Source organism: Myxosarcina sp. GI1, from assembly GCF_000756305.1.
In the GTDB taxonomy this organism is placed as follows: Bacteria; Cyanobacteriota; Cyanobacteriia; order Cyanobacteriales; family Xenococcaceae; genus Myxosarcina.
The window spans coordinates 200,929-223,606 of the sequence record NZ_JRFE01000026.1 but is presented as its reverse complement, the minus strand read 5'-3'; the positions used below and the strand labels follow the sequence as shown (position 1 = coordinate 223,606).

Annotated in this window: 25 protein-coding genes; 16 read left to right on the top strand and 9 right to left on the bottom strand. The window is 38.7% G+C overall.

The genetic code is table 11. The features are described from left to right. Window positions 1–77 precede the first annotated feature (77 nt). Together KV40_RS21315 and lepA are read right to left on the bottom strand one after the other, a co-directional pair. Window positions 78–926, bottom strand: coding sequence for a class I SAM-dependent methyltransferase (locus KV40_RS21315; protein ID WP_036485791.1), 849 nt, complete (start codon window positions 924–926; stop codon window positions 78–80). Window positions 927–1,022: 96 nt separating this feature from the next. Next, window positions 1,023–2,834, bottom strand: coding sequence for a translation elongation factor 4 (lepA, locus tag KV40_RS21310; RefSeq protein ID WP_036485790.1), 1,812 nt, complete (start codon window positions 2,832–2,834; stop codon window positions 1,023–1,025). Window positions 2,835–2,981: 147 nt separating this feature from the next. On the opposite strand from lepA, the gene KV40_RS21305 reads away from it, so the two are divergent. Both KV40_RS21305 and KV40_RS21300 read left to right on the top strand, forming a co-directional pair. Beyond that, entirely contained in the window at window positions 2,982–3,212 is a 231-nt protein-coding gene (locus KV40_RS21305; protein ID WP_036485789.1) for a hypothetical protein, read from the top strand. Window positions 3,213–3,540: 328 nt separating this feature from the next. Then, window positions 3,541–5,223 carry a cell wall metabolism sensor histidine kinase WalK gene (locus KV40_RS21300; RefSeq protein ID WP_036486034.1) on the top strand — a complete coding sequence of 561 codons (1,683 nt, stop codon included), beginning with the start codon at window positions 3,541–3,543 and terminating at the stop codon, window positions 5,221–5,223. Window positions 5,224–5,286: 63 nt separating this feature from the next. Here KV40_RS21300 and KV40_RS21295 read toward each other — a convergent pair whose 3' ends face one another. Then, entirely contained in the window at window positions 5,287–5,598 is a 312-nt protein-coding gene (locus KV40_RS21295; protein ID WP_036485788.1) for a HigA family addiction module antitoxin, read from the bottom strand. Window positions 5,599–5,997: 399 nt separating this feature from the next. On the opposite strand from KV40_RS21295, the gene KV40_RS21290 reads away from it, so the two are divergent. Then, the gene (locus KV40_RS21290; RefSeq protein ID WP_036485786.1) at window positions 5,998–6,231 is read left to right on the top strand and encodes a hypothetical protein; all 234 of its coding nucleotides are present in this window, start codon (window positions 5,998–6,000) and stop codon (window positions 6,229–6,231) included. After that, window positions 6,209–6,619 carry a putative toxin-antitoxin system toxin component, PIN family gene (locus KV40_RS21285; RefSeq protein WP_036485784.1) on the top strand — a complete coding sequence of 137 codons (411 nt, stop codon included), beginning with the start codon at window positions 6,209–6,211 and terminating at the stop codon, window positions 6,617–6,619. The genes KV40_RS21290 and KV40_RS21285 overlap by 23 nt, the downstream gene beginning before the upstream one ends. Here the strand turns inward: KV40_RS21285 and KV40_RS21280 are convergent. Further along, window positions 6,603–6,824: a type II toxin-antitoxin system HicB family antitoxin gene (locus KV40_RS21280; protein ID WP_036485782.1), complete on the bottom strand. Its 222-nt coding sequence runs from the start codon at window positions 6,822–6,824 to the stop codon at window positions 6,603–6,605. The genes KV40_RS21285 and KV40_RS21280 overlap by 17 nt on opposite strands. A gap of 216 nt (window positions 6,825–7,040) precedes the next feature. Between KV40_RS21280 and KV40_RS21275 the strand changes: the two genes are divergently transcribed. From KV40_RS21275 to KV40_RS21260, 4 genes are read left to right on the top strand one after another with little or no spacing between them, the layout of a single operon-like run. Continuing rightward, the gene (locus tag KV40_RS21275; protein ID WP_036485781.1) at window positions 7,041–8,495 is read left to right on the top strand and encodes a hypothetical protein; all 1,455 of its coding nucleotides are present in this window, start codon (window positions 7,041–7,043) and stop codon (window positions 8,493–8,495) included. Between the two features lies 1 nt (window position 8,496). After that, complete coding sequence (locus KV40_RS21270) at window positions 8,497–9,099, top strand: hypothetical protein (protein ID WP_036485780.1); 603 nt, start codon at window positions 8,497–8,499, stop codon at window positions 9,097–9,099. Next, window positions 9,077–9,568 carry a prepilin-type N-terminal cleavage/methylation domain-containing protein gene (locus tag KV40_RS21265; protein WP_072013865.1) on the top strand — a complete coding sequence of 164 codons (492 nt, stop codon included), beginning with the start codon at window positions 9,077–9,079 and terminating at the stop codon, window positions 9,566–9,568. Before KV40_RS21270 ends, KV40_RS21265 begins: the two co-directional genes overlap by 23 nt. A 53-nt stretch (window positions 9,569–9,621) precedes the next feature. Further along, complete coding sequence (locus KV40_RS21260; protein WP_052055809.1) at window positions 9,622–10,131, top strand: Tfp pilus assembly protein FimT/FimU; 510 nt, start codon at window positions 9,622–9,624, stop codon at window positions 10,129–10,131. 134 nt (window positions 10,132–10,265) lie between these two features. On the opposite strand, the gene KV40_RS21255 is transcribed toward KV40_RS21260, so the two are convergent. Next, window positions 10,266–12,110 (bottom strand): PilW family protein, encoded by a 1,845-nt coding sequence (locus KV40_RS21255; RefSeq protein WP_172657316.1) that lies wholly within the window; start codon window positions 12,108–12,110, stop codon window positions 10,266–10,268. 377 nt (window positions 12,111–12,487) lie between these two features. Between KV40_RS21255 and KV40_RS21250 the strand changes: the two genes are divergently transcribed. From KV40_RS21250 to KV40_RS21235, 4 genes are all read left to right on the top strand, one after another. Then, on the top strand, window positions 12,488–12,946 hold the full coding sequence (locus KV40_RS21250) for a DUF29 domain-containing protein (protein WP_036485778.1): 459 nt from the start codon (window positions 12,488–12,490) through the stop codon (window positions 12,944–12,946). A gap of 226 nt (window positions 12,947–13,172) precedes the next feature. Then, window positions 13,173–13,475 (top strand): type II toxin-antitoxin system HigB family toxin, encoded by a 303-nt coding sequence (locus KV40_RS21245; RefSeq protein WP_036485777.1) that lies wholly within the window; start codon window positions 13,173–13,175, stop codon window positions 13,473–13,475. 99 nt (window positions 13,476–13,574) lie between these two features. Next, complete coding sequence (locus tag KV40_RS21240; RefSeq protein ID WP_036485776.1) at window positions 13,575–13,988, top strand: type II toxin-antitoxin system HigA family antitoxin; 414 nt, start codon at window positions 13,575–13,577, stop codon at window positions 13,986–13,988. Window positions 13,989–14,034: 46 nt separating this feature from the next. Beyond that, a complete protein-coding gene (locus tag KV40_RS21235; protein WP_072013868.1) occupies window positions 14,035–14,235 on the top strand; it encodes a hypothetical protein in 201 nt (66 codons plus the stop codon). A gap of 177 nt (window positions 14,236–14,412) precedes the next feature. Here the strand turns inward: KV40_RS21235 and KV40_RS21230 are convergent, their stop codons facing one another. The 3 genes from KV40_RS21230 to KV40_RS21220 all read right to left on the bottom strand — a co-directional run bounded on the left by KV40_RS21230 (window position 14,413) and on the right by KV40_RS21220 (window position 18,644). Beyond that, complete coding sequence (locus KV40_RS21230; protein WP_036485774.1) at window positions 14,413–16,005, bottom strand: hypothetical protein; 1,593 nt, start codon at window positions 16,003–16,005, stop codon at window positions 14,413–14,415. Window positions 16,006–16,266: 261 nt separating this feature from the next. Continuing rightward, window positions 16,267–17,124, bottom strand: a complete 858-nt coding sequence (locus KV40_RS21225; protein WP_036485772.1) for a universal stress protein — start codon at window positions 17,122–17,124, stop codon at window positions 16,267–16,269. Between the two features lie 26 nt (window positions 17,125–17,150). Beyond that, entirely contained in the window at window positions 17,151–18,644 is a 1,494-nt protein-coding gene (locus tag KV40_RS21220; protein ID WP_036485770.1) for a SulP family inorganic anion transporter, read from the bottom strand. 213 nt (window positions 18,645–18,857) lie between these two features. On the opposite strand from KV40_RS21220, the gene KV40_RS21215 reads away from it, so the two are divergent. From KV40_RS21215 to KV40_RS32380, 4 genes are all read left to right on the top strand, one after another. Next, window positions 18,858–19,718, top strand: coding sequence for a sugar kinase (locus tag KV40_RS21215; protein ID WP_036485768.1), 861 nt, complete (start codon window positions 18,858–18,860; stop codon window positions 19,716–19,718). 104 nt (window positions 19,719–19,822) lie between these two features. Continuing rightward, the gene (locus KV40_RS21210; RefSeq protein WP_036485766.1) at window positions 19,823–20,302 is read left to right on the top strand and encodes a GNAT family N-acetyltransferase; all 480 of its coding nucleotides are present in this window, start codon (window positions 19,823–19,825) and stop codon (window positions 20,300–20,302) included. 63 nt (window positions 20,303–20,365) lie between these two features. Further along, window positions 20,366–20,617, top strand: coding sequence for a hypothetical protein (locus tag KV40_RS21205; RefSeq protein ID WP_036485764.1), 252 nt, complete (start codon window positions 20,366–20,368; stop codon window positions 20,615–20,617). 129 nt (window positions 20,618–20,746) lie between these two features. Further along, a complete protein-coding gene (locus tag KV40_RS32380) occupies window positions 20,747–21,649 on the top strand; it encodes a class I SAM-dependent methyltransferase (RefSeq protein ID WP_052055808.1) in 903 nt (300 codons plus the stop codon). A gap of 46 nt (window positions 21,650–21,695) precedes the next feature. Here KV40_RS32380 and KV40_RS21195 read toward each other — a convergent pair whose 3' ends face one another. Next, complete coding sequence (locus tag KV40_RS21195) at window positions 21,696–22,583, bottom strand: mechanosensitive ion channel family protein (RefSeq protein WP_036485762.1); 888 nt, start codon at window positions 22,581–22,583, stop codon at window positions 21,696–21,698. Window positions 22,584–22,678: the final 95 nt, after the last annotated feature.

Below are 22,678 nucleotides of genomic sequence, written 5' to 3'. Positions count from 1 at the left end.
ATATTTCCTGAAATTTTTATTGTAAAGTTTATTGCAGTCTTAAAAAGTTTGGAAACTGAATACCTTATTCAATTAATTTAATTAACGCTGGATTTTGGCTTACGTCCAAAGGTATAAAAAACAGTGGCATCGTTCCAAATACCTCGTTTGGTATTTAGCTGCTCTAATTCGGCATCAAATTCATTTTTAGCCTTTAGCAATTGCTCGGATGAAAGTTTTGACAAAGGATTGGGATACTGTCCTGGTGTGGGCAACGAGCTAAGATTGAGCCACATTTGTTTGGCTTTCTCTAGACTGATGTAGCTACCATCTGTTTCTGTTTTGATGTTAATTTCATCAAAACCCGCTTGCTGCAACAAATTATGACATTTTTCTACCGTTCCCGTTGGCTTATTAAGTAACAGAGAAACACCATATTTTTTTAGTACGTTCTGTGCCACAACTCCTGGTATAAAAGCTGTTTCGGCAAAGGCATGGAAGCCGAGTAATCCTTCTGGCTTTAGCAACTGATGCCAAAGCCGTAAGGCAGCAATTAAATCGGACATCCAAATAAAAGCTGACGAACAAAAAATGCGAGCGCAACTGTTGTCTGGTAAATTTAAAGCTTCGGCATCTGCAAGTAGAAACTCAAGGTTATTCAAACCGAGCGATCGAGCTTTTTGCTTTGCTTTATCTAGCATTCCTGCTGAGATATAAATCCCAATTACCCGTCCCGAAGTGCCGACAATTTGAGCGGCTTCGATAGCAACCATACCCGTTCCAGTAGCAAGATCTAAAACGTGTTGTCCTGAGTTAAGTTCTGCGTATTCGACAAGACGGCGTGCAATTCGTGGATGCCAATCGCCGCGATCGTAATTAGCACTGCGATCGCTATAGAGATTTGCTATTTGCTGTTTGTAATCATTTAACTTTATCGAGGAATTCACTTTAGTCTCAACCTTTGCTACTAATCGGGGTTCTCCGCTTATTTCTCCCTATGCCTCCCCTGCTTCCCCTGCTCCCTCTGCTTCCCCTGCTTTTTCTTACTGTCCGCTCAAGCGCAGCACTGCCATAAATGCCTCTTGGGGAACATCTACAGAACCGATCGCTTTGAGGCGTTTTTTACCTTTAGCTTGCTTTTGCAGTAATTTTTTCTTACGAGATATATCACCGCCATAACACTTGGCGAGTACATCTTTACGCAATGGAGGAATGTGTTCGCTAGCGATTACCTTTGAGCCAATACTCGCCTGGATTGGTACTTTAAACTGATGGCGGGGAATTAATTCTTTGAGTTTTTCGGTTAAAGCCCGACCGACATAGTAAGCCTTATCGCGATGAACGATGGTAGAAAGAGCGTCTACAGGCTCTTTATTAACCAAAATGTCTAATTTAACCAAATTATCGGCGCGATAGCCCAATAACTGATATTCCATGCTGGCATAACCGCGAGAACGAGACTTTAACTGGTCGAAAAAGTCAGTGACAACTTCAGCTAGAGGCAGTTCGTAAATCAAACAGGTACGATTTTGGGCGAAGTACTTCATATCTTTAAAGATACCCCGTCGAGTTTGACACAAGTCCATCAAAGTGCCAACAAAATTTTCAGGAGTAATCATCTCGACTTTAATGTAAGGTTCTTCGATCTTTTCGCGTTTTTGCGGATCGGGCAGCAAAGAAGGGTTATCAATTTCTAACACTTCTCCTTCAACTGTAGTAACGCGATAGATTACCGAAGGTGCGGTGGTAATGAGGTCTAGATCGTATTCTCGTTCCAGTCTTTCCTGCACGATTTCCATGTGCAGCAAGCCCAAAAAGCCGCAGCGAAAGCCAAAACCCATTGCTGTCGAGGTTTCGGGTTCGTAAGATAGTGCTGCATCGTTGAGCTTGAGCCGATCTAAAGCCTCTCGCAAATCTTCATACTGGTCGGCATCGGTAGGAAATAAACCACAGAAAACCATTGGTTTGGCTTCGGTGTACCCTGGTAAAGGTTTGTTAGCGGGAGTTTCCACTAAAGTTATCGTATCGCCAACGCGAGCATCTTCTACTGCTTTAATTGCCGCTGCAAAATAACCCACCTCTCCTGCATGAAGTTCATCTACCTGAATTTGGTTGGGAGAAAGTACGCCAAGTTCATCAATTTCGTATTCTTTACCCGATGCCATCAGCCGAACGTTATCACCTTTTTTGACTTTGCCATCCATAACCCGAAAATAAACGATAACTCCTCGGTAGGGGTCGTAATAGCTGTCAAAAATCAAGGCTCTTAAAGGTTGGTCTATAGTATCTTGTGGCGGTGGAACAAAATTAACAATTGCCTCTAAAATTTCGTCTATCCCCACCCCCATTTTGGCTGAGGCTTTAATAATGTCGCTACAGTCTAAACCCACTACATCTTCAATTTCGCTAGCGACTCGTTCGGGTTCGGCACCAGGAAGATCGATTTTGTTGAGGACGGGAATAATTTCTAAATCGTTGTCTAACGCCAAATACACATTAGCCAAAGTTTGCGCTTCTACTCCCTGAGAAGCGTCTACTACTAATAATGCTCCTTCACAAGCTGCTAAAGAACGGGAGACTTCATAAGAAAAATCGACGTGACCTGGAGTATCGATCAGATTAACTACATATACTTGCCCGTCTTTAGCTTTATAGTTCATTCTGGCTGCTTGCAGCTTGATCGTAATTCCTCGCTCTCGTTCCAAATCCATATTGTCGAGAAATTGTTCTTTCATTTCTCTTTGAGCGACAGTTTCGGTAAACTGTAACATGCGATCGGCTAGAGTTGATTTGCCGTGGTCGATATGAGCGATAATTGAGAAGTTACGAATACGAGAGACGGGAACGTCAGTCATAAATAGTAGTTAGATTAAAAAATTTTAAGTTTAGTCCTGTTTAAACTATTGTAAGGTCGATCTTCATCGATCTCCCACACAGTCAGAAAATTTGTTTTCACTAATGACGAAACAGGTAAAATTAAAAAGGAGCAATAAGAAACTTATATGGATAAAGATGCCTTGCAACAAGAGCGTTCTGCTGAAAAAGTAGAAATATCAATTCAGTTAGATTCAGAAATTTTAGAACAGATTCAACATTTAACTAACGATCCCAGCCGTGCAATTGAAGCTGCGCTCAAGCATTGGTTGAGAGGAGAACGCGACCCCAATACAGATCTTACTCGTACTTGGCAACGCAATCCTCCTCTACCTCCACGGGGTGAATGGAATGATTGAAGTCATAGACAAACTGTATCGGTCTAAAATAAGCTATTAGCCATAGCTCGATCGCCATAAAATAAAAGTCAAAATTCGAGCGAAATCGTGTCATACTCGATGAAAACTGCGCTAATTTTGTGTTTATTTTTGATATTTGCTATTTAAGTCAATATGATTTTTTTAGCTTATTGAAACTTTTAGTCAATTATCGAGTAAATACTATTAGCTTTTTAAGCTGTGCGAGTTGAAATATAGTACTGTTACCCTATCGTTTATGAAGTTATAGTAGTTAATACCGAATGCGCGCTTGTTTTTAGATCTCAATTTAAACCTATTTAAGCTGCTAATGTTGCCTAGATTTAATCCAGAATTATCTAAGAGTGCCGCTGCACCAAATGCTAGTGCTAATTGGCAAAATTTGGGCGCAGAATTGGTATTTACTCAGGATCTTTCTGGAAACTATCTATCTTTTTGGTGGGCAAAAGCTGAAAGGTATGGTTTGAATTGCGATTCCGCACACTCTTCTAAAGCGGCAGTTTTTACTCCTGTAGACCGCGAAGCTTACATGCGAAAAATTCGGCGCATTGTTAGACGGCGGCTTCCCGAACAGTGTTACTGTCTGTTTGAGTTTGGCGTACATTCATTTTCTTTTGAACTGGTCATTAGTCCGATTTTACCGCCCCAGGGTGAAGTCAATGCCGTCATGGTTATGGGACATTTGCTAGAAGAGCAAGAGGTATTTTCATTTTCCCATACCGATTCTAAAGTACCTATTTATAGCTTTCAAAAATTATTAGATCGTATCGTCAGTAAAATTCGTCGCAGCCTCGATTTGGAAAATATCTGGCAACAAACAGTTGATAGTTTGGGTCAAACTTTGGCTTTAAGCCGTTGTGCGATTTTAGTTCCAGACATTTATAAAACTAAGTTGATAGTAAAGGCTGAATACCATCAGGCAGAAATTGCTTCAATTTTAGGTACGGAGATCGATTGGCAAGAACGTCCTGCTCTCAAACAAGCTTTCAGTGCTTCTTATGCCATTGCTTTAGATTACATCGTTTCCAACCCGCTAGCAGAAAAGTCGGTTGTAATAATATCTACTTCCTGTACCAGCGAACACAACGTTTTAATATATTTACAGCAGTGCGATCGCTATCGTGTCTGGACGATGGCAGAAATGGAGTTGATTAAGGAGGTTGCCGAACACGCAGGAGGGGCAATTTATCTGGCAAAACTCTATCAGGAAGTAGAACAAGCCAGCATCCAAGCTGAAGAAGCCAACCGACTCAAAAGTGATTTTTTAGCCAATACTTCTCACGAATTGCGTACGCCTCTCAACGGCATTATTGGCTTTCTCAAGTTGCTTATGGAGGGGATGGCAGACAACCCCGAAGAACAACAAGAATTTATCGAAGAAGCATATAAATCTTCAATCCATCTACTAAATCTGATTAACGATATTCTCGATATTGCCAAAATTGAATCTGGCAAGATGGAACTGGAATTAGGGGAAGTAGAATTAGACGAGTTACTCCACGATGTGGATAAGTTAGTCCGTACCCAAGCCGAACAAAAAAAACTTCAGTTTCAAATCAAATATCCTTCTACTCTTACACCTGTAATGATTTACGGCAATTACCAACGTATTTTACAGGTCATGCTCAACCTAATTGGTAACGCGATTAAGTTTACTCATGAAGGGGGAATTGCGATCGCCGCAGAAGTTAACAACAAAAAAGTTGAGTTTCAGGGTAATGAATTTCCAGGTACGGTGAAAATTAGCGTCGCCGATTCGGGTATCGGAGTTTCCTTAGAAAAGCAGGATAAGCTATTTGAAAACTTTTTTCAGGTAGATAATTCTCGCACCAAATCTTATGGCGGTACGGGTTTGGGTTTGGCAATTTCCCAAAAGCTAGTTGAGGCAATGGGAGGCAACATTTCTTTTTACAGTATGGGTGAAGGTTTGGGTTCCACTGTTACCTTTACCGTTCTGTTGAGTCATTTACCAGTAATTAAAACAGTTCAGTAGCGCGATCGCCTTTGCATCTTTTTTAGCACTTCTCTACGAATATCAACTACAGCTAATACTAAACTATTGCAGTACAGCTTCTGGCATATAAGGCTCGATCACTGTTAATTGCTCTCCTAATTTTCGCTTGGCTTCCATTGTTTCATAGGCATTTTGTAATCTTAAAAAATACCCCTCTGATAAATTAAAGAAGCGACATAATCTTAGATCGGTATCAGCAGTAATACGGTGAGTACCTTTAACGATCGCATGAATACAATTAAAGGGGACACCAATTGCCTTTGCCAAAGCATTTTGACTCATACCGATTTCTTCAAGAAATTCTTCTTTGAGAATTTCTCCTGCCATTGGATTATGCAATAGTTCATCACTCATGAAATGCCTCCTGTAATATTTCATTGCTCAATGTTCGTTAATGATAATCGACAATCTCAACCTCAGAAGCATTACCATTTTCCGTAGAAATTTACAGCAGCGATCGCTTGAAAGAATTTGCCGAGCAGAATGAAGACGAGCTTGAAGAATTCGATTTGTAGTGAAAATTTTTCTCGATGCCAATATTATTTTCAGTGCAGCAGCACCTACAAGTAAAGTTGCGAAACTGATTGTTGTTATTTAGAAATATGGGCAATGCGTTACCAGTCCCTATGCTATAGAAGAAGCGCGAAAGAATTTACAGCTTAAAAACTTTGGTTCTCTAAAAGTATATAAATCGTTACTAACAACTCTTACTATAGTAAATAATACGTATGAGCTTACCAGGAGTTATCTAAGATGAACAAAATTACCATTGAGGTCGATTCGGATATACAAGAAGCTTTTGAACGAGCTAGTGAAGCGGAAAAGCAAAAAATAAGGTCTTTAATCGCAATATTTTTCCGTAATTCTTTTGTAAGCAAAAATTTAGTTGAAGTAATGGCTGAGATTGGCACGAGAGCCGAAGCCAGGGGCTTAACTCCAAAAATATTAGCCAGTATTCTAGCTGATGAAGAAGAGAATAGTAATTGATAATAATGTTTTTGTTAGTGCATTATTAATAAAAACCTCAGTACCGTTTCAAGCTGTAAATCTAGCCTTCGAGCAAGAAATACTTTTGTATTCGGAAGTTACGTTCTCAGAATTACAAAGAGTTTTGGCTCGTCGCAAATTCGACCGCTATCTAACTATAGAAGAACGCAATATATTCTTATTCAAGTTAGCTAATGAGTGCCAACCCATTGATATTAAAGAAGAGATTAAAGCTTGTGGAGATACTAAGGATGATAAATTTTTAGAGTTAGCAGTTAATGGCGATGCTGAGTTTATCGTTACAGGCGATGTCGATTTATTGGTATTAAACCCATTTCGCGAGATCGAAATTGTTACACTAGAAGAGTCTCTTAATCGCTTTCGATAACTTTAATTTCAACTGCATCTTTTGGTAGTCTCCTTCGGATATCTATTAAGCAATCTTCAAAAATGAGTTGAATAGCATTCTTTAAACTTTCTTTGGCTTTCTCGATAGTTTCGCCTTGACCATTAGCACCGGGAATTTCTGGGCAAATAGACCAGTATCCGCCTTCGGTTGCTGCTTCTACGATCGCTGTCAACTCTGCTTTCATAAATTTCTTTCAACGTTTACTTAATTAAATAATAAAGCGATCGCAACTAAGAAAACTAATAAGGTAATTCGCGATCGCGCTACTAAATACAATTTTTCTTTCTATTCAACTTGATAGATTTTTTTGACTTTGTCAACGATCGCGATCGCACTAGATAGAAATTTTTTAAGCCAAACTATCAAATAGTGCCTATTTGTCTCTATCTTTAGTTTTTACATGAAATTGTTATTAAAAACATTATTAATTCGTCGAGCAAGGGATGAAGGTTTTGTCCTGCCTGTCGTTATTGCTATTGGCTTGATAATGATTTTATTGGGTGTAGCTAATATTGTTAGATCTAATGAAGAAAATTTAACGGCTATTTCTCAAAATAGTTCTGCCGATGCTTTTGCGATCGCTGAAATAGGAATTGCTCGCTATAGAGAACTGTTAAACAATAATCGAATCTTGACAGTTTACAATTTAAACCAGTGGAATACTGCTGATGTCTTGGCTGAAACCTGCAATGATATTACTACTACTCCAAATGGTTGGGCAGATGGAGGAACTGCTGCTGCTGTTTATAACATTAATAAATGGTGGGAAATAACCGAGGATTTTAATACTGACGGTACGGTAGATGCTTCTATCGGTCAATATAGAATTATTCAATATGAATACGATATTGATGGTAATGTTGGTGATGCAGATGGCGATGGTGTTCTTGATGACACAAACGATAATGGTGTTTTTGATGTAAGCGACGATGCCGATAACGATACAGATGGAGATAATGAAAGCGATGCTAGAGGGCTTTTAACAGTCCAAGGGAGAAGCTTGGATGGTAGCGAAGCTCAGATAGAGGTTGAAATTCCTCTGCGTGTTAATGACTTAGAAAATCTTGCTCCTGCGTTATGGATAGGAAATGGAGCGCTCGCCAGCAACAACTTTGGAAATGCTGGAGAACTTGAGGTAGATCCAGATGATAATGTGGTGCTTTCTGATTCTGGGGGTGGCTGTCCTTTTATAGCTGGTATAGATGGTGAAAATGCCATATACGATCCTCGCGATTTACCACCAATCATCAATGAAGGTGCTATTTCTGCCAGCAATAAAAATACTCTTGCAAGCTTATCTATTACTACTGATACGCTTTTACCTACTAGTTCGGCAGATAATCAAAATGATGACAGATTTTTTTATGTAGCAGATAACGATCTCAACATTACAGATGCCGATTTTGCAGCTGACGGTACTTCTAAAGTTACAGTTTATGTTAAAGGAAATTTAGACATTACTAATTCAACTGCTGGAAATAGTGTCAACATCGGAAATTACAGCACTACTTCCAATCTTATATCCTCTAACAATCTGGAAATTTTTATTGACGATAGTAGTACAAGAAATATTAATATCGCCACTGGAGGCGGGACTGTCAATATAGAAGCTTTTATCCATGCACCAAGTGCGACAGTAAATATTACTGGTGGTGGCACTGTCAATATTAATGGGGCTATGTGGATAAACACTTTTAATAATAGTGGAGGAACAGTTGTTAACATTCAAACTGATGAAACCAGCACTACAGATGGATTTCAAAGTTCATACAATTTGTATTCTACCAGTGATGAGATATCGCCTAGACCCCTTACAGGTAGTCCGACCAACTGGCAAAGAGAGGAAGTAGAATAAAATGCTGCAATATTTGATAAAGTGTAAGTCCAAAAAATTAGATCGCGATCGCGGTTTTACTACCTTAGAAGTTATTATTTCTCTGTTAATTGCTTTAGCTTTTGTTGCCGTATCCATGCAAAGTTTAGTTTATGCGATGGCAATGAAAGTTCAGGCACAAGAAAAACAAAGAGCAAATCAATTAATTCAAGAAGATATAGAAAGAATCAATCAGCTAGGAAGTAGCAACGGTCTTACTGGTAACTGCACACCTGCTAACTATGCAGGTGGATATGCTGATGGTTTATGGAATATCTTACAAACACTTGATAATAGTACAGAACCAGATGGTTTAGGAAAATTTTTTGCAGATAATGCAACAACCAAAGTAACTAAAACAATAAGATCAGATGGTACGGGAAAAGAATTAGGTTTGAGACGTTTTCATGTCAGTAATAGCGGCAGCGTTTTTCCACATAGAACTTTAAAAATAAGATATCAAGTATGGGAGTGGGATGGAACCAACTTTGTTGATTCTATAGGTTCTACAGATCTTACTGGCGATAATCCAATTGCAGACACATACGTAGAGGTCATACCTGATGTTGCTCTCGCTTGTTCATAAAAAAAACAGCGGTTTTACTCTTATGGAAATGCTGATTACTATCATTGTAGTTGGTGTAATTGCAGCGATCGCTGCTCCCAATTTGCTAGGATTGCTAAATCGTAACCGAATTAATACTGCTATAGGTGATATTGAAGGAGCAATTAGAGAAGCACAACGACAGGCGATGCGTAGTGGCAGATCTTGCAATATTACAATTGACACCACAGACAATGATAATGCTATTTCGGGTGGTTGCTTATTGAGTACTCGTAGTTTAAAAAACTCAATCAATTTTAACTCAAACTTAAATGCAATTACTTTTTCTGGTAAAGGCAATACTAACAATTCTGCAATTTTGGTAGTGTCAATGCCTGACGGTACTGATAGTCAAAAATGTTTGGTTATGAATGCTGGTTTGGGTTTGATCCGAACGGGTGATTACTCTGGCGATCCTACAGGCGCTTTAGCTGAGGCTAACTGCCAATAGATAGCATTTGCTTGGGGTTCAAAAATATTTAAGTATAGTGTCAATATTTTTCTATGTTTTGTTTTCAAAAAGCTCGAAATCGAGGCTTTACTCTTGCCGAATTATTAATCACTCTTATAATCGTTGGTGTTATAGCTGCGATCGCTGCTCCTAATTTGCTTGGGTTATTAAATCGTTATCGCGTTAGTGCAGCTTTAGATAAAGTAGAAGGAGCAATTAAAGAAACACAAAGACAAGCTATGCGACAAGGAAAAATATGTCGCATAAACATTAATCCTACTACCAAAATTTTGTCTGGCAATGCACCTAATTGTCTGTTGGCTAATCGAGTAATTGACGACAATATAGACATTAGAACTAATCTATCTGGTACTCCGCCAAACATAAACTTTTCAGGTAAAGGTAATACTACCAAAATGGGAACTATAGTTTTGTCCTCTGACGGAACCGATAGCCAAAAATGCTTTGTAATTTCTCTTGGTTTAGGTATTAGTAGAACTGGTGATTACACTGGTGGCAAAACTGGTTCGGTATCGGCTAACAATTGTCAGACAGAAAACTAAGAAATTAGAATCGAGCTATTTTCTAGTTTAGAGAGTGTCTGAAAAACTTGATGTTTAGGCATCCAGCCTAGTCGAAAAATATTCACTATAATATGCTCTTATTAGTAAATTATTGAGTACTAGTATCATAGCGACTATTCAGAGTAAAGGTCAGATTCCGAAGCACAATTTCCTGAGAAAGCACAAGAATTGAATTTTTTTTCAAAAACATCAGAAGTAACAACAAAAATATTGTCTTGTAGATCGAATCCTGGATTATCGCTACCGTTAGCCAATTGTGTATCAGTTTGACCTACTTCAAAAGCAATAATACGTTGATCGTCTCCAAGAAATTTGGCATCTGGAGGATAACCACTAGTACTAGGATCGGAAGAGTCGATTATTTTAAACTGTGCTTCAGGATGATCTGGATTGGTAATAGTAGTACCATCACTAGCAGTAGTGGGAACAAATTGTGCATAACCTTTTCCATATAAAAATCGACCTAAAGAAGGTTGGTCGTTAGAAGCATCGCTAACTGTTATTACTCCATCACCATCAGCATCAAATCCACCATAATTTGGTATCAAACTACCCTTTTTCAGAAATTGAACGGTAGGATCGTCAGTCTTTACCTCCGTCTGATCATAACTATCTCCATAAAGATCGCCATTAAACGTTCTAGGATCTTTAAAATCTATAGTATGAGATACTTTAACATCATATTGACTGAGAGTTTGCCAAGAATCATCTGCATTTTTACCAGTAGCACTTGTAGCAGTTTGAGGGTCAGCGTCTACTCCAGTACTAGGATCGATTAAATAATCATTCCCTCTGCTATTACAGTTGGTTTGCCCAATAGGACTAGAGGTAATAGTGAGAGGCTTGGATGAATCTACAGTGATAGGTTGAGGCTGTCGATCGGGATCGCGAATCCAAGGTGTTGTATCGTTTGGATCGTTAGAATTGCTACCAAAGTCAGTTCTCATCACCCATTCACTACCGTCATTCTTACAACTGAAAGCTCCACCCAAATCCTGGAAACTCCAGATGTAATTCGTAAAATTATAAGAGTTGTCATCTGGAGCAGTTCTGGCTCTAGCTACCGTTCTGGTACTTGCCGTGTAGTTACTGTTAGCTACTCCACTTACTGTTTCAATTCCTCCCGTGAAGTAAAGCTGTGCTGTAATAGCAATTCCATCAACATCTGCTCTATCACCATTATCGATTACGCCATCGCTATTAAAATCCGTTACTATCACGCCATCGCCATTAGTATCTGCTGTTTCTCTGTCGTTGTTATCGATTACGCCATCACCATTGGTATCAGTTGCATTTTCTGTAATGCCATCTCCGTCATCATCTAGAACACAAGCATAAAAACCTTGGTAGGTCGTTTCATTTGTTCCATTTCCATCACAGTCTATAGATTGGTCGATGTCATCTACACCGTCAATTAATGCCAGGTTACTCCAACCGCTTGGATTATCTACTCTACCCGCAGATGAGGCATCTGTAACGTAACTACCATCATCATTTAGTTGTGGACCCCAGCGATAAATAACTAGGGGACCGCGCCATTTTTGATATCCTTGTGGTGGAGCTACAGAATAAATTACTCTTTGGGCAACTTCTGGTATCTGAAGTGCTAAAACTGCCTCGCCACCAGTAGGAAGATTATAATCTGGTGCTATAGACTCATCAACATTAGCAGTTGAAGGATTGTCAGCAGTTGTCAGATAAGTAATATCTGTATTTACTTCTATACTTTGGGCACGTCTTAGTTCATCGGAAATAAACTCCATCGCACGAGCGGTTTCATTACGAACGGCAGATTTAGAAGTTTCGCTTTTAGTCATACTCAATACTTGCATTAAACCAAAACCCATAGCACCAATTACTATTGAACCCATGATTAAACCGACCAATAGTTCAGTAAGAGTAAAGCCAGAATTGGCTTTTTGTGGTTTTAAAAGCTTATGAAATTCTTTATTATTCATATTAATATTCATATTAATTTTGTATAGACTTGAAATAAAATTAAATATTGCTTTTATGGTTGTTATGGTTTCAAATAATTTTTTGATTAAACAAGCAAAATAAATAACTATAGCTATTGCCATTCAACAGTAGTCAATAACAATATAATTTAGGCAAAAATGCTCGTAAATTCGTGAGGACACCTAAATTTAGAATGAAGCGATTATAAATTCGGTGTTTATCTGTTTAGTTAAGATAAAGCGATCGTAAGCTAAATAATTAGAAATCAAATAAGTTCCAAAATAAATTATCTAGCCACAAAAAAGCGAGCGCACCTTTAATAAACGCATTTTGTTAAAATACTTAGCAGTCAGGCGATTGCAAGACTTGATATTTTATGACTTCTCAATTACCCAAAACAGCTAACCAATCTTTATACGATCGCGATTTTTGTTTGTGGATCGAACAGACAGCCACAAAAATAAGAGGGCGCGATGTTAATAATATCGATTGGGAAAATTTGCTTGAAGAAATTGAAGGTATGGGGAAAAGTGAAAAGAATGCCTTAGAAAGTAATCTGACTATTTTATTAATGCACCTGCTGAAGTGGAAATATCAGCCAGATAAACGTTTTAATAGTTGGGCTTTCACCATTACCGAACACAAGATCAGAATCAAACGAGCTTTTAAACACAGCCCTAGCCTCAAACGCTACTTTGAAGAAGTGTTTGCAGAGTTTTATGCAGATGCTAGAAAATTGGCTTCTAGAGAAACGGGTTTGGCAATGGACACTTTTCCCGTACAGTGTCCTTTTACTTACGAAGAAGTTATCGATGGCGATCGCTTTTTTAATTAGAGACTACTTGAAAAATAATAGCTTGCCGAATTTTTAAATTTAAAATTTTGAGCGGTCGCACTTCAGTTATTTCTCTCGTCCTATATTATCGCTCGGCGTTCGCCAAATTCCCCTTATGAATTAACAATCTTGACATCCAACTTCGCATATTGCTAAGTTGAAGATTAACTGATACTACCGCTTTAGAAGATGAAGAATCGCGAACGATAACTTAAAAGGAAACTCGATGCACGTCATCTCACAAACTCGTCTTAAGCAATTCTGGCGCAATCATCCTACTGCGGAGGCAAGTTTACGATATTGGTACAAGCTAACCACACAACATCGATGGCGAAGTTTTAGCGATGTTTGTCAAACTTTTCCTAGTGCTGACAAAGTAAAAAACTTCGTCGTGTTTGATATTGGAGGTAACAATTTTCGCTTAATTACCTATATTGATTTTAAGCAAAGTAAAGTGTTTATTCGCAATGTCTTAACTCATGCCGAGTACGATCGGGAAAATTGGAAAAAAGATAATTGGTATCAGTAGCCAACAATCTTTTTTGTTAGCTTAATTCTCTAAAACGTAGCCAAAATCGCGAGTTTTCTAGCTAGTAACTCAATTTAATAAATTTTTTTGTTAATTTATATGACTGATAAATACATTCAACTACTCAAACAATTTCCACCTCGTACTATTAATAATGACGACGAATTAGAAGCAACTCAAGCGACAATAGATCGTTTGCTCGACCGTAATGAGTTAAGTTCAGAAGAATCAGACTATCTTAATGTCTTAGGCGCATTAGTTTTTGAATACGAGCAAGCACAAGCACCAATCCCAGATATTTATGGCGTAGAATTATTAAAAGTTTTGCTCGAAGAGAGGCAGCTACGTCAAAAAGATCTCCTGCCTATTTTTAAAACCGAATCTATTGTCTCGGATATTTTAAACGGAAAACGACAGTTGACCGTACGCCATATTCAAAAATTATCTGAATTTTTTAGCCTCTCCCCTGCTGTATTTTTCTCTTTATCGCCAAACATTAAAGCTATTGCCTAAACGAGATCGCCTTATCGAATTATTAGTGCTAGGAAGGCAACCAAACGTGAGCAAAGACAATATTACCAGAGTATCTATGGATGAATTAAAACAATTTGAGGATTTGACTGATTGGGAAAGAGTTAAAAGAATGACCGCTAAGGAAATAGAAGATTTAGCTAAAGCCGATTCTGATTGTCAGCCTACAGATGATGACTTCTGGGATGATGCTACGGTGACTAAGCCAGACAACCATAAAGTCAGTTAGTAATACTAGTTCTCAAAAGTCACTGAATACTTAATGTCAAATCAAAAATCAAAAGTTAAAAGTCAAAAGCAAGATATAAAAAGGTATTCAGATACTATGCGATCGCCTAAAATTAAAATAACAGCATAAAGTCTAGCTATAGACGTTTTTCCTTAGAGGCTACCCAAAAAGCAATATTTATAATTTTCTCACTAATTTCAAAATTTCTCCTAGCTGTAATTGTTTGAGGCGATCGCTCAAATCCCAAGCAGGCTGTAGCTGTCCTGGTTGAAACGTGCGACTCATTACTACATAAATTGAAGTGCGATCGCAACCAATATCGGCAGCAATAACGTTGTCCCAAGTTTCTGCCGATAATTCGTCTATAATTTGCCAGGTTTCATCTTGCCAGAGCAAACGACGAGAAAAGCGAAAAGGGGCTGATTTTTTACCCGTAATCAAAACTTTTTGCAGAATTTTGCGGATTAAATTGGGGAAGAAACGCCCTAAAGACAACATGACTAACCGTAAAATAATCAGATTAAACGGATTCATTTGTTTTTGTTTTGCCCAACCCAAAGAACCCGCGATCGCGATTTCAGCTTCGGTTATTGTAGTTTGATAGTTGCCTACTAAATGCCCGACAGCGTTTTTAATTTTGTTACCGTCTTTTACCTGTAGGGAAAACTGAGTATCAGAAGCGACTAACTTATCGTTGCGGAATAGCTTAAACGTGCCGCCTTTATTAAGGGCTAGATATAGTTCGGTATCAAAACGGCGATCGATTAACAAACCTGCCTCTGGTAGATAGAAACGTCCTTGGGGACGCGGTTTTAGATCGGGACGAACGGTTATAAAATCGCGCCAAGCAAGCAAATAGTTCCAGGTGTGATGACCGATAATGCGATCGTCACTGTAGCAAGCACCGAGTCCTTTAGCCAGTCCCTGTAAAAAGCGATCGTTGATGTTTAAAGCTTCGGGGAACCATTTACCGACTAGTTCAAAACCATGAGGAAAAAAGTTATAGGTATTGCGACTGGTGTATTCTCCCCCATAAGAACCATCGGGATGGACAAACTGAGCGGTGAGAATTACCGCTTTGGCGATCGCATCTTTTAAGCGGTTGCCAGGGTTCAGTTCGTATACCCTTGCCAAACAGGAAATAGTCAGAGTATGGTAGCCAGGATCGCAACCTTCATACTCTTGGAACCAGCCTTCGGGATTTTGCCAGGATAGCACCTGTGCCAATCTTTGTTGTTTGCTCTCGTTCCAGCGATCGCTTTTTAGCAACTGAGATAATAATTCCAGACATAAAACGATTAGTGCCTGATGATTACTTAACCTTCCGCTTTCTTGATGGTGCGCCAGCCAGTCGGCACGCTTACTAAAGAAACGCAAAATTTCTGGATTATTTAAACCCATCAGTTTATAGCTTTCAATACAGGCAAGTAAAGAAAAAGCTGCCGCACCTGCGGCACGTTCAAAGGGAAAATAATCGTCACAGGAACCATCGGCATGACTACTTTTAGCGGCGTAAACTATTCCTGCTTCTACCCACTCTCTTATTATGGGCTGTTGGTAAAAAATATTGCCCTCAAGCTCGGTATGATAAGCCAAAGCTAGAGGATAGACAAACTCTTGAGACATTCCCGCAGGAAAATCTATTACCTTATACTGCCAAAAGGTGCGATCGAAACAACCATAAGTAGGACTGTGAACATTACGATCTAAAAGGGTTAAGATTTTGGGAATTTGGTCTAAAGCAGCACGGGCAAATAAATCTTTACTCATTAGAATTTTGCTTATCTATTGAGTAGTTAGTATATAGCAGTCTTGTTCTATCTCAGATAGTTATCAATCCCAGCACAGTTAGCGATCGCTACTAAAAATTTTCAACTAATGCAATTTTTAAATATACCAGTAACGCGATCGCTTAATTGCAACCATTTAGATCTAGTTGATTTTTATCACTTCATTTGTTTCAAGCGATCGCGAAATTTTTTCCCAAATAACAATTTGATTCAGCCAACCTGCTCTCTGCCTTTAAAAATTTTACCTGAACATAAGGATAGGGATATGCGAATGGCGTAACATTTGAGCCGTTGTGCTACCAATAATTAAATGACGGATGCGATTGTGACCATATGCGCCCATAATTAAGAAATCGATTTGGTTGGCGGCAATGTATTTCTCTATTTCTGGTTCGGGATCGCCGTGCAATAATTCGCATAAGGGCTGAAAATTATTTTGAACTGCTGTTGCTGCTGAAGTTAAATATTGTTGGGCTTTTTCATCGTCATGAGTTGCTACGGTAACGATGTGTAATTCCAAATTATTAAATGGGGTTAGTTCGGCTAAATATCGAACAGCTTTTTGACAACTTTTACCGCCATCGTAAGCCAGCAAAACTCGATTTATAGGTTGAAATTCTCTAGGAGTAACCAAACATGGTCGATGACTCGATCGCACGATTCTTTCCATATTCGCACCTAAATGTTCGCTAGCAAAATCGGCAGTTTCGCCGCGTTTGCCCAGTACGACCAAATCGGCATCGGCTTCAAACTTGTGAAACAGATCGACTAAAAACCCCGTTTCGTGAGTTAACTTGACGGGAGCTATGTTGCGATCGCCAAAAAATTGTTCTGCTGCTTCTAAAATAATTTTGGCGCGTTTGTGGTTGATTTTGGCTCTTTCTGCTTCTACTTCAACCAATTGTGAGAGAAGATGCTGATAAGAATCGATACCGATGCTACCGCTAAAATCGGGATTTTGCATGGCTTGCTGTTTACGCGAATCGGTAACGTAGAGTACCTCAATTTCTATTTGCATATGTGTAGCTAGCCAAGCTACATATTCATAGCTGACCTGAGCAAATTGAGAACCATCGGTACATAAAAGAACTTTTTTCATTAATAACTTCCTACTTGTTTCGCTGCTTAATGACTAGCTAAATCTTCTAGTGCTTCGGGTTTATCGTGTACCGCCAACTTATCGACTAGAGTAGCACTAGCCTCATTTAAACCGACTAGCTCTACATCTATCCCATGACGACGAAAGTTGATTACTATTTTATCGAGAGCGGCGATCGCCGATTGATCCCATAGATGAGCGTGAGTTAGATCGATTTTGACTAGTTCCACATCTTCTTTACAGTCAAAGGCAGACAAAAACTCATTGACAGAGACAAAGAAAATCTGACCTCCAACATTGTAAATACGCTTGTCGCCATCTGGGCTGAGAGTGCTATCGACAAATACCAACTGAGCGATCTTGCGAGAGAAAAGCAGCGCATTTAAAGCTACACCACTCAATACGCCAATTGCTAAATTATGAGTAATAACCGTAATTACTACGGTGGTTACCATAACGGCAGTTTCGCTACGAGGTATCTTACGAATATTTCTTAGAGAAGACCAGTTAAAGGTGCCGATAGAAACCATAATCATTACTGCTACCAATGCCGCCATAGGTATTCTTTCTACCCAGGTACCAAGCACCAACATAAAAAATATTAAAAAGACTCCCGCGCTAAAAGTAGAAAGCCTCGTACGACCTCCAGATTTAATATTAATTACCGACTGTCCGATCATGGCACAACCAGCCATACCGCCAAAGAAACCCGTGACAAAATTAGCAATACCCTGACCCATTGCTTCGCGATTTTTATTGCTAGGAGTATCGGTGAGTTCATCTACAACATTAGCCGTAAGGAAAGACTCTAATAGACCGACCAAAGAAATAGCGATCGCATAAGGAAAAATAATATTTAGTGTTTCCCAATTAAAAGGAACCTGGGGAATGCCAAAATTAGGAAAAGTAGCAGGTAACTCGCCTTTGTCACCTACAGTAGGAACATTGGTTCCGAATGCTAGAGAAATAATGGTAATAACTACAATCGCTACTAAAGGAGAAGGAACGGCAGTAGTCAAACGGGGCAAGAGATAGATAATTGCTAAAGCACCTACTACCATTGCATATACGATCCATGTAGCTTCTTCACCAGTTAATTCTGGTAGCTGTGCGGTAAAAATTAAAATAGCCAAGGCATTGACAAACCCAATCATCACGGCACGGGATACGTATCTAAGCTGATTGGCAATTTTAATGATTCCGAATAGTATCTGTAAAATTCCCGCTAAAATTGTCGCTGCAAATAAATACTGCAAACCGTTGTCGTAGTTAGCAATTAGACTGGTCATTAACAGAGCAGTAGCGGCGGTCGCTGCCGAAATCATCCCAGGACGACCGCCAAAAATTGCCGTAATCATAGCAATAATAAAAGATGCGTATAGACCTACTTTAGGATCTACACCTGCAATCAAAGAAAAAGCGATCGCTTCTGGAATTAATGCCAAAGCAACTACTACACCTGCTAATAAATCTGGCTTGATATTACTAAACCACTCCTTTTGTTTAAATAGTTGCTGCAATATTTCCCTCCTTACGAACAAACTAAAATTTTAATATTGCTTCCAGTTTATAGTGATTCTCAAACCAATGAAAAATATCAATTTTCTATAAGGTCTTATCAAGAGTACGAAGCATTGAGATAATAACGTTTTAGTGGCAATAAAATTAAGTGATTAGTATCCAAAACAATTTACAGGTTTTAGTCGATCGCAAACTGCTATAGATGACTAATTATGAAATATCGAGGATTATTTGTCGGTTTGACTACTCTAGATTTTGTTTATGCGATCGAGCATTATCCCCAGGCAAATCAAAAAGTAGTAGCGCAAAAATATCTAACAACCGCAGGAGGTCCTGCTACTAATGCCGCAGTTGCCTTTAGTTATTTTGGCAACCAGGGAAGGTTGTTAACTGTTTTGGGACAACATCCCATAACTCAATTGATTAGAGCCGATCTCAAAGAATATTCAGTTGAAATAGTGGATATGTTGCCCGAAAAAACTGACAGTCCTCCAGTTTCGTCAATTATCGCGACAACAGCTACGGGTGAACGTGCGGTTATTTCTATTAATGCTATTAAATCTCAAAGCAATAAATCTCAAATACCAGAAGCAATATTATCTGACATAGATATCATTTTAATCGATGGACATCAAATGGAAGTAAGCTGGGTTCTTGCCGAAGTAGCAAAAAGCAGGCAGATTCCTGTAGTAATCGATGGTGGTAGCTGGAAATCCAATTTCGATCGCGTGCTTCCCTTTGTCGATTATGCTATCTGTTCGGCTAATTTTTATCCTCCTCAATGCCAAAACTCTCAGGATGTGTTTGAATTTTTGCAAGAAATGGGAATTTCTCGCATTGCTATTACCCAAGGTGAGGGAGAAATTTTGTATTGCGATCGCGGCAAAATTGCTAATATACCCGTACCTGCGATCGAGGCGGTAGATACTATGGGTGCGGGAGATATTTTTCACGGTGCTTTTTGCCACTATATCTTGCAAGAAGATTTTGCCACTGCTCTAGATCGTGCGGCACAAATAGCTAGTAAATCTTGTCAATTCTTGGGTACCAGAGCTTGGTATTATAGTTCTTAACAGGCAATTGCTTAAAAAAGTTTTTGGCTATTAGCTTTTAGTACTGTCTATTCGTATGTAAGATTGCAAAAACTCAGCTTGAAGAGGAAACAATTGCAATTGAAATCAAAATAAGGTTATTTGAAGCCGAAGATGTCGAACAGATAGCGTGGTTGTTTCATGACACAGTACGGGAAGTCAACCTTGGCGATTATTCTAGCAGTCAAGTCAGAGCTTGGGCACCTGACGATCTTTACTTTAGAAACTGGGTAGAAGTTTGTTCGAGCCGATTTACTTATGTTGCCGAGATTGGCGGTGTAGTTTCAGGTTTTGGCGAATTAGAACCCAACGGTCATGTTGACTGTTTTTACATTCACAAAAACTATCAGCGTCGTGGAGTAGGCAGTAAAATTTATCGAGAGATAGAAACCAAGGCACTTGAATTATCTATAAACCGTTTGTTTGTCGAAGCCAGTATTACTGCCAAACCGTTTTTTCAACGCATGGGGTTTTCAGTTGTCAAAGAGCAAAAGGTGGCTCGTCGAGGTGAAATATTTACCAACTATGTGATGGAAAAAATTTTACAAAGTTTAGCGACAAAGTAAAAAATGTTCTGCTGTGATTTTTAAAATAATCTTATAGTTAAAGAGTAACTAGTTTGGCGCAGCATGGATTTTAGCAAACTGAGTCGATTATTAGCAGATTATACCTATCGCGAACTGAGGTTGCGTGCTAAGGAATATCTACTATATCAAAACATCGGTGGCGAAGAACAATATTTAGCCGAAGTTACTATGTATAACTGCATGACTGACTTTTTGCAAGATTTAGGAATGAAACAACGGCAAGCCGAAGAATATTGCGAAGATAGCGGTCGCCTGACCGAATTAGCCCAATATATTAGCTCGATATTAAAATAAAAAAAAATCTAAAATTTAACGACGATAAAAACAAAAGCTGGTATTTTGGTAGCAAAAGTTTCTTAGGGATAGTTGACTAAAGAAGTAAAATAATTTTGATTTATTATTAATAAGTTCTAAGTTTTTGGTATGCTGAAAATTGCTCGTAAAACTGCTAAAGCTATATTACCAGAATCGTCAGTTTATCGTCTCAAACGCCAAATCGAACAATCGCGTTTCGAGCAGTATACACGAACTCAACTAGACGGAGTTTTTAGAGCGATCGCTCCTGGCGTAGTTCCTCCTAAAGCTTTAATTGCTAAAACTGCGGCTTTGAACGAGCGAGAATTAGAAAAACAAAGTAATGCTGATGTCTATTGGCAAACAGGATATTATGAGGTTTTGCGAGTATTCAAAATACTCGATCATTTAGGAATTAATCCTAGAACTATTGGTTCTATTTACGAACTTGGTTGCGGTACTGCCAGACTGCTAAGACATTTCCGCTGTATTGAAGGAGTAAGGCTGGTAGGTTCGGATGTTAATCCAGAAATGATTCAATGGTGTTTAAAAAATATTCCCGATGCTGAATTCTACGACAATGAATTAACTCCGCCGCTATCATTTGCTAATGATAATGATTTTGATGTAATTTTAGCTTCTTCTGTATTTACTCATATTCCTTTAGATCTTCAAGAATCATGGCTACATGAAATGAAACGTGTTTTACGTCCTGGTGGTATCTTTATTTGTTCGGTACTGGGTAAAAATCATATTTCGCTATTGTTAGATGAGTCGGAAATTAACCAACTAGAAAAAACGGGTAACTTTACTCTTACTTCGGAAGATTCTCAAGCTACCTATTCAACACGGGTTGGCGGTTCTGGTTGGGATGTCTTCCAAACTCGCGCCGAAGTAATTCGAGTTTTTGGTTCGATTTTTCAAATTGTCGATTATATTCCAGGAGGACAAGATTTTTTGGTGTTGCAAAAACCCGACCCCTCTATTTTCATTAGCGTTCCTTCGGTTCCTTTTCCTGCGGAAAGAGTTTAAAACTGAAAATACAAATGCCTCATCTAAAACTAGCTACTATCTAAACTCAAGAATTTGAGGAGCGATTTTCATTGGGAAAATAATCGTTGTATTTTTCCTGGTCGTAATAATAAAGAGTTCGTATTGGATAGGGAATATTAATATCAGCATCATCAAAGGCTTTTTTAATTGCCACGATCGCTCTAGTCTGTACGTGACGTACCTCTTTTTGTTGTGGTTTTGTCCAATAGCGCACGATAAAATCGATCGAACTATCGTTAAAGTTGACCAGATCGATTTCTGGTGCGGGATTGTCTAATACTCCTTCAACTCTAGCGATTAAGCTTTCTAAAATATTACTAGCTTCGGTAAGAGGTGTGTTGTAATCTACTCCTACAGCTAGATCGGTTCTTCTAGAAGGATAAGCCGTTACCACTTCTAAAGCTTCGGTAAATACAGTTGAATTAGGTAATAAAACTTTTTGACCTTGATAAGTACGAATTTGCGTGGTGCGAATACTGATATTCTCTACTTTTCCTTCAAAGTCTCCCGTGTGTATTTCGTCACCAATACTAAAAGGTTCTTCAATTAGTAAAATGATTCCTGCCAGGAAGTTTTTGAAAATATCTTGAAAGGCAAAACCGATCGCCACCGAACCCAAACCTAAAGTTGCAATCACGTCTCCTAGCTCAAAATCGGGAAAAGCAACTACGCAAGCTAATACGATACCAATTACCCAAATTGCTACTCTGGTAGTTTTTTTCAGCAACAGACGTAAAGATAAGCTGCGTATAGCTCGACTACCTGCATTGTCAACTATGTTTTGGACTAGTTGAACTGCATATCTAGTTAAAAACAGAATTATAATAGCACCAAGCAAGCCTGGTATAGCTTTAACTGCCAAACCTAAAAGGTCTTTTAAACTATTAACTATAGTTTCGATAATACCGTTCACGGTCTAACTCCTATACTTAATTACAAGTATCTGTTTTAGCACTATCAGGGGAAATAGCGAAATTATTTTTTTGTATCGAGATTATTTTAATTACA

Coding starts and splice junctions, on each gene's coding strand:
- KV40_RS21265 (WP_072013865.1), top strand. CDS start 9,077: ATGTTGCTCTCGCTTGTTCATAAAAAAAACAGCGGTTTTACTCTTATG.
- lepA (WP_036485790.1), bottom strand. CDS start 2,834: ATGACTGACGTTCCCGTCTCTCGTATTCGTAACTTCTCAATTATCGCT.
- KV40_RS21305 (WP_036485789.1), top strand. CDS start 2,982: ATGGATAAAGATGCCTTGCAACAAGAGCGTTCTGCTGAAAAAGTAGAA.
- KV40_RS21240 (WP_036485776.1), top strand. CDS start 13,575: ATGACTGATAAATACATTCAACTACTCAAACAATTTCCACCTCGTACT.
- KV40_RS21260 (WP_052055809.1), top strand. CDS start 9,622: ATGTTTTGTTTTCAAAAAGCTCGAAATCGAGGCTTTACTCTTGCCGAA.
- KV40_RS21250 (WP_036485778.1), top strand. CDS start 12,488: ATGACTTCTCAATTACCCAAAACAGCTAACCAATCTTTATACGATCGC.
- KV40_RS21275 (WP_036485781.1), top strand. CDS start 7,041: ATGAAATTGTTATTAAAAACATTATTAATTCGTCGAGCAAGGGATGAA.
- KV40_RS21280 (WP_036485782.1), bottom strand. CDS start 6,824: ATGAAAGCAGAGTTGACAGCGATCGTAGAAGCAGCAACCGAAGGCGGA.
- KV40_RS21255 (WP_172657316.1), bottom strand. CDS start 12,110: ATGAATAATAAAGAATTTCATAAGCTTTTAAAACCACAAAAAGCCAAT.
- KV40_RS21230 (WP_036485774.1), bottom strand. CDS start 16,005: ATGAGTAAAGATTTATTTGCCCGTGCTGCTTTAGACCAAATTCCCAAA.
- KV40_RS21290 (WP_036485786.1), top strand. CDS start 5,998: ATGAACAAAATTACCATTGAGGTCGATTCGGATATACAAGAAGCTTTT.
- KV40_RS21225 (WP_036485772.1), bottom strand. CDS start 17,124: ATGAAAAAAGTTCTTTTATGTACCGATGGTTCTCAATTTGCTCAGGTC.
- KV40_RS21300 (WP_036486034.1), top strand. CDS start 3,541: ATGTTGCCTAGATTTAATCCAGAATTATCTAAGAGTGCCGCTGCACCA.
- KV40_RS32380 (WP_052055808.1), top strand. CDS start 20,747: ATGCTGAAAATTGCTCGTAAAACTGCTAAAGCTATATTACCAGAATCG.
- KV40_RS21245 (WP_036485777.1), top strand. CDS start 13,173: ATGCACGTCATCTCACAAACTCGTCTTAAGCAATTCTGGCGCAATCAT.
- KV40_RS21295 (WP_036485788.1), bottom strand. CDS start 5,598: ATGAGTGATGAACTATTGCATAATCCAATGGCAGGAGAAATTCTCAAA.
- KV40_RS21285 (WP_036485784.1), top strand. CDS start 6,209: ATGAAGAAGAGAATAGTAATTGATAATAATGTTTTTGTTAGTGCATTA.
- KV40_RS21205 (WP_036485764.1), top strand. CDS start 20,366: ATGGATTTTAGCAAACTGAGTCGATTATTAGCAGATTATACCTATCGC.
- KV40_RS21270 (WP_036485780.1), top strand. CDS start 8,497: ATGCTGCAATATTTGATAAAGTGTAAGTCCAAAAAATTAGATCGCGAT.
- KV40_RS21215 (WP_036485768.1), top strand. CDS start 18,858: ATGAAATATCGAGGATTATTTGTCGGTTTGACTACTCTAGATTTTGTT.